Annotated in this window: 6 protein-coding genes; 2 read left to right on the top strand and 4 right to left on the bottom strand. The window is 29.7% G+C overall.

Translation table 11 applies throughout. The annotated features are described in order from the left end of the window. Positions 1-169: 169 nt before the first annotated feature. Positions 170-553: a hypothetical protein gene (locus CN514_RS20700; protein WP_098234205.1), complete on the bottom strand. Its 384-nt coding sequence runs from the start codon at positions 551-553 to the stop codon at positions 170-172. Positions 554-780: 227 nt separating this feature from the next. Further along, complete coding sequence (locus CN514_RS20705; RefSeq protein WP_098234206.1) at positions 781-1,221, bottom strand: hypothetical protein; 441 nt, start codon at positions 1,219-1,221, stop codon at positions 781-783. A 611-nt stretch (positions 1,222-1,832) separates the two neighbouring features. On the opposite strand from CN514_RS20705, the gene CN514_RS20710 reads away from it, so the two are divergent. Beyond that, positions 1,833-3,734, top strand: a complete 1,902-nt coding sequence (locus CN514_RS20710) for an endonuclease MutS2 (RefSeq protein WP_098234207.1) — start codon at positions 1,833-1,835, stop codon at positions 3,732-3,734. A 168-nt stretch (positions 3,735-3,902) separates the two neighbouring features. Then, positions 3,903-4,616 carry a class I SAM-dependent methyltransferase gene (locus CN514_RS20715; RefSeq protein ID WP_098234208.1) on the top strand — a complete coding sequence of 238 codons (714 nt, stop codon included), beginning with the start codon at positions 3,903-3,905 and terminating at the stop codon, positions 4,614-4,616. Positions 4,617-4,710: 94 nt separating this feature from the next. On the opposite strand, the gene CN514_RS20720 is transcribed toward CN514_RS20715, so the two are convergent. Beyond that, positions 4,711-5,574, bottom strand: coding sequence for a phosphotransferase (locus tag CN514_RS20720; protein WP_098234209.1), 864 nt, complete (start codon positions 5,572-5,574; stop codon positions 4,711-4,713). 369 nt (positions 5,575-5,943) lie between these two features. Continuing rightward, positions 5,944-6,441, bottom strand: a complete 498-nt coding sequence (locus CN514_RS20725) for a hypothetical protein (protein WP_098234210.1) — start codon at positions 6,439-6,441, stop codon at positions 5,944-5,946. Positions 6,442-6,594 lie beyond the last annotated feature (153 nt).

A 6,594-nucleotide genomic window follows, 5' to 3' on the forward strand; every position in this document is an offset into this window, starting at 1 on the left:
AGTAGAACGTCGCCTGGTTTACCAAAGTATCAGCTAATCAGCTGGTGCTTTTTTTATTTTAAATCAGTTTATTGTTGATATTTAACAACCCTAAAGGACTGTCAATTTTTTATAGTCCTTTTAAGTTCTTGGCATAAAATTTTGTTACCAAGTACTTGAAGACCTAAATCTAGTATTCAGAATTATCAATAATAGTAGGAATTGTATCAGATTGTTTAAAAACATAGGTTTTATTATCAATTTTTATTTTAAAAGTTCTTCCTTTTTTATCATAAATGATTTTCAAGTTATGAAACTTAGAACTGTTAATTACATACGTCGTATCTGTTTTCTGTGTATAAGTACCTTTATCTGACTCAGATTGATTATAATAATAAAATGAATGATGGTCCTCTTCATCAAATACCATTGTTGCAAATGGAAGTTTTTTGCTGTGGTAAGTCCCTATTAAAGTTGACTCATATAAAATCTGTATTTTAGGGACGTTTGTAGCTAAAATAATAAATACTAAAGCTAATAATAGTATAATGCTTTTATCAACCCACTTTTTCATTTGGACTCAAGTCATTAAGATCTACACTCCTTCCCTAATTTAAAAATATTTAAATAGAAGAAGAACTATTCTAAATACAGATCTATTTCATGCAGAGTTATTTTTGATTTAGTATATAGACTCTAGCTCATTGAAGTAATAATCCTAGTTGAACAACTAAAACTAACACAAAAACGAACTGTAGATATAACAGTTCGTTTTCTGTAACAATCACACGCATTATTACTTTACAAAGAGGCTGGTTTTTCGACTTTTTTTAAAATAACTGTACTTATAGTATCTTTCCAGTAAATTTCATAATTTATCTCGTTTTCCTTTTCAATAAACTCACATCCGCCGCACTCTCTTTTTTTACCATGAAATTCACCAGATTGATTTAATAAAAATGTCTCCCCTCCGATCGTTCCGCCATTATAGTAAATCAAATAGCGTGAGTTTGACTTAATTAAATCTTTATCATATTTTCCTTTATATTTTATAGTTGTTTGATATAAGATATCAGTTCCCACTAAAGTCATTTCGTGTGAAATTTCCCAGTTATTATCGGCTCCTTGAAAACTAACGGACTTAGTACTAAATAAATGATTTGCAATTTCTCCATGTACAGTAGTAATAGAGTTAAATAAGAACAATAAACAGAAAGTAAGATGAGCTAGTGTATTTTTCATTTGAAATCTCCAGTTTTTATATTTAATATTCAATTCAATACTGTACTTTTATACAACAATAAATCCTTATTAAACTAAATTTCCATTTGCTATAAATTTGAAGATGTACTTTTTAGCTAATAAGGTTGTGGAAAATTTTTATTTAACACATATAGTAAATAATGCAGATCATCTTTACTTTTGAATTTACACATAGTATGATGATTTCAATAAGTTAGATTTCAATGGACATAATAATAAATGAGGTGCATTTTGTGAGTGCGGTAGGTTCTAAATAGGAAAAAATTAAATGAAATAAATAGGATGAAAAAAAGGGGAATTTGTAGAATTCGCACCCTTAATTTTGTCATGTATTTATTTCAAACCTATGAAGATACCTACAATACTTTATAATGCGTGTAATGAATTTAGTTTGGCTATTCTGTAATAGCTTTTTTAACTATATTTCAATTATAATTGCCTTGTAATGTGATTAAAGCTGCGGTATCTCCGCAGCTTTTTTTATATTTTTTCGGGTAAAATCTTAATTCTATAAATAAACTCATTGGAATCTAACGGGTAGGTATCTCCATTTATGATCGATAAAATCATATGAAAGAGGAGAATAACAGTTGAATAATATAACATTTGAAAAATTACAATATAACGACTTAAAAGAGATTGTAAAATCTTATTGTGTAAGTGGATTAGGTAAAAAGTTGATACATCAATTAGAACCTAGTAGCAATATAAAAGTAGTTAAAAATAGATTAAATGAGACAACTGAAGCTCGGGCAATATTAGATGCAGAAGGACATGTGCCATTTTTAGGTGTCTCTAACATTGAAAATCTTATTCAAAATCTTGAAAAGGGTATGATATTAGATCCGAGTGATTTAATCAGTGTTTCGGACTTTTTAAGAGGATGTAGAAGAATTAAAAAGTTTATGCAAGATAACGTATTTTTTGCTCCAATTCTCGCTTCTTACGCAAACTCAATGAGTGAATTTAAAAGTATTGAAGATGAGATTAACTTCTCAATTAAAGGAAACAGCGTTGATTCTGCGGCAAGTAAGGATCTTAAACGGATACGAAATAATATTGAATCAGTTGAAGAAAAAATTAAAGATCGTTTAAATAAATTTCTAAGTAGTAGTGCAAATAAAATGTATATTCAAGACTTTTTTATAAGTAAGAAAGATGACCGATATACAATACCAATTAAAGCTTCCTTTAAAAAGCAAGTTCCAGGATCGATTATTGAAGTTTCTTCTAAAGGGGCAACAGTCTTTATTGAACCGAATACAGTAACTAAATTAAACGGTGAGTTAGCAAGCCTAAAGGCAGAAGAGGCAATGGAAGAATATCAAATATTAGCTACCCTTTCAGGAATGATTTTAGAAAACATTTATGAAATAAATATAAATATGGAGTTAATTAGCCAATATGATATGGTGTTTGCTAAAGCTAAATTTAGCAAACATATTGGTGGAATTGAGCCGAAATTAAATGATTTTGGATATATAAAGTTAGTTGATTGCAAACATCCACTATTAACAGGAAATGTAGTTCCGCTTAATTTTGAGATAGGAGAAAGTTATCGTAGTTTAATCATTACTGGACCTAATGCGGGTGGAAAGACAGTCGTTCTGAAAACAATTGGTTTACTAACTTTAGCAACAATGTCAGGTTTCCATATTATAGGCGACACGGGGACTGAAATTGCAGTATTTGAAAAGATTTTTGTTGATATTGGTGATAATCAAAGTATAGAAAATGCACTAAGTACATTTTCATCACATATGAAAAACCTTTCCGATATTATGGGCGTTTCTAATAATAATACACTTTTACTATTCGATGAAATAGGAAGTGGTACGGAACCGAATGAAGGATCTGCACTAGCAATTTCTATATTGGAAGAATTTTATCTTATGGGATGTATTACAGTTGCAACTACCCATTATGGTGAAATTAAACGTTTTTCAGAAATGCATAGTGACTTTATGAATGCAGCAATGCGATTTAATAGTGAAACACTAGAACCAATGTATAAGTTAATTATCGGGAAATCAGGAGAAAGTAATGCTCTATGGATTTCTAAAAAAATGAATATTCGCGAAAATGTACTTCAAAGAGCGAAGGAATATATGGAAAATAAAGAATATCAATTAGAAAAAGTAAATGAAAGTGCAATAAGGAGACCAAAGATTGTCAAATTGAGATCTGAAGAAAAGGTTAACTATCAAAAAGGTGATCGAGTAAAATTATTAGACTATGATAACTTTGGAATTGTCTATAAAGAAATCGATAATTTCTACAATCTCATTGTTCTTTACAATGGCGAATTTTTGGAAGTGAATGAAAAACGAGTAACTTTAGAAGTAAAGGCTGCTGAACTTTATCCAGAAGGATATGACTTAGATACGTTATTTGTTGATTATGCGACAAGGAAATTACAGCACGATATTGAACGAGGATCGAAAAAGGCACTAAGAAAGATTCAAAAAGGAATGAGAAGTAACGGGGAGTGATATTAGGTTGTTTTTAATCAGCAAATATTCCACTTTGTACACAAACAAAAACATCAGCCCAAAAGCTGATGTTTTTGTTTTAAGAAAAAATTCATTGTTTTCAAGAATACAAAACAATTTAAGCTTAAATGAATAGACTATACCAAACTACATGATTGGGGTCTTAATATGAGGAAATTTTCTTATATAGATTTAATCGCCACGTTAAATATAGAAGATGCACATCCAGGTGGGTTTGATTTAACAAAAAAAACATTAAGATTTCTTCCATTGAAATCAGATAGCCAAGTTTTAGAGGTTGGTTGCGGTTCAGGTAAAACTGCTAGTTATTTATATGAAAGTTACAATTGCTCAATTACAACAATCGATATAAACAGTCGGATGCTGACTAATGCAAGAAAACGATTTAACAAAATGAAAATTCCAGTTACTCTGCATCAAGCAAGTGCAGAAAACCTTCCTTTTAAAGATAATTCATTTGATATTATTATTTCGGAATCAGTAACAAGCTTCACAAATGTAGATAAATCAATACAAGAATATGTAAGAGTGTTAAAAAAAGGTGGATATTTTCTTGCTATAGAAATGACATCAGAGAGACCACTAACACTAAAAGAAGAAAGCGAAATAAAGGATGTTTATGGCATTTCAAAAGTAAAAACGGTAAGAGAGTGGGAACAAACATTAATCAAAGGGGGCTTTAGAGATTATAAAATTCTCAAAGGAAATACAATAATGAATACATCAACATTCCCAACTGATACACTACCATTTCAAAAGTTACCACCGGAGGGAATTGAATTACTCCATAGATTTCAAGAAATACTAGTGCGTTATAAAGATGTATTAGGATATAGAGTATTTTTATGTAGAAAAAGATAGGCATAATAGCTTATCTTTTTTGTTTGTTTTAAAAACTCCTGCTTACATAGATTCCATTAAATCCAAGGTATCAGACTGTTAATATTTTAAAATTTCACGTGGATTTAACCAAGTTAGTCCAATAATTCCATGCTATTAAGTATTCGTCTAAATCATTTGGGTGATATCTTATACATGTTGCTAACCTAAAATATAATCCAACCAATACGTTTTTATATATTATGTGAGAATCATTATTTAGTAAAAATTTCAAATGATTAACTGCAGTAGAAATTGTCTCTTTTGTTAAATTGTCTGGTGAAGAACAAAACGCATATATTAAATCATAAAGTGGATCTCCAAATACTGGAGTAGGATCGATAATGCCACTTAACTTGCCTTTATTAAAGATAAAATTATGTATACCACAGTCACCGTGTAATAAAAAAGGTTCTCCTTGAAAAGTCATTAGATCTGAATTGTTTATAATAGAAAGTATAAGTGTATGATCTGGCTTTTCTAAATACGAATCTAAAATTTTAAAAGACTCTGTCATTCTACTCATAAGAAAATCTGACCATGAATTCGATAATTCATCTGCCCATCCCCAGCCTGGAGCATTAGGGTAGGATTCGTAATTATTTATTAACTTTTCAACCAGTGATATAAGTAATTCTTTTTTGTTTTTTTTAACATAATTCGTGCTACCTGGAATGAATGGATAAACTATGTATTTAAATGTTTTTTCAGCAAATAGTAAATTGGGTAATATATCTAATTTATTATAGTAATTAAGAAAATATACTTCTGATTCTAGTACACGAGGATCATTAGACTTAACTATATACTTACTCTCGTTTTTTATGTTAAGAAGATATATACTGCTCGATGTTCCACCTGTTAGTTGAGTGTACTTAATTTCTTTTTTGTTAATTGAATTCATGTTTGATAAATCATTTATCACTGATTCTATTTGCATAATATCCTCACCTTCATTATAAATAATGTACTTATTAAGTATACTCTTATAAATTAGCGGTCACCATGAGGATAGATTGGGAAATGCTTATTAATCTCTACTTTATTTATGATTAATAATGTTTTGGGAATTTTAAAGGCATATGTACATAAGTAAAGAATGAATATCATTATAATGACTTGAATGATTTTTTTCATAATGCTTTTATCCTTTACTAATGAGATGAAATTATTATTCATTAGTAATTTACAGTATAATGAGGGTGTTTCATGACCTTTTCATCCATAAAATAAAAGGGTGTCTCAAAAGTCAGCAATTGACTAAAGAGACATACCCACAGTAATTGAATATCAAGATTTTATTGAGCTATTAAAAAAAGAATAATGCAGCTAATGCTACTCCAGCAACAAAACCAAGTGCAATTGAAATACCAAATCCGCAACCGAAGAATCCGCATCCAAATCCATCTCTATCGAATTCTCTATCGTTTCTTCTATCAAATCTTCTATCAAACCTTCTATCAAATCTTCTGTCGAATCGATCATCAACTCGATCATCGAATCGATTGTCAACGCGATTGCCAAACATATTATCAAAACGGTTTCCATTGTGGGAACTTCTATTTGAAAAGTTTCTTTCTGAGAAATTTCTATTAGATTGGTTTCTGTTCATATTACTTCTATTACGATTGGATGATCTATTAGAAAAATTAGAGTTTTGACGATTTTGATTGACTGGTTCAATAAAAACTCGATCATCAGTTACTCTAGTAATACGTCCAACGTGCTCGTTTCCTTCTTTATCGAAAATGCGTACAACCTGCCCTCTAAAATTATTACATAATTGATGGGCTTCATTACATTGCATAACAATTCCTCCTTCTTTTCTTGTACTAATCTATGGAAGGGGAATAGTTTGTGCTTGTACTTATACCTAGTTGTACAATTAACTAATTAATTTGTTTGAAATTTACGTAAATTATTTTTGTTAACTTTTTGTAAAAGAAATGCTTGCAATCAT

Source organism: Bacillus sp. AFS001701 (assembly GCF_002559405.1).
GTDB lineage: Bacteria > Bacillota > Bacilli > Bacillales > Bacillaceae_G > Gottfriedia.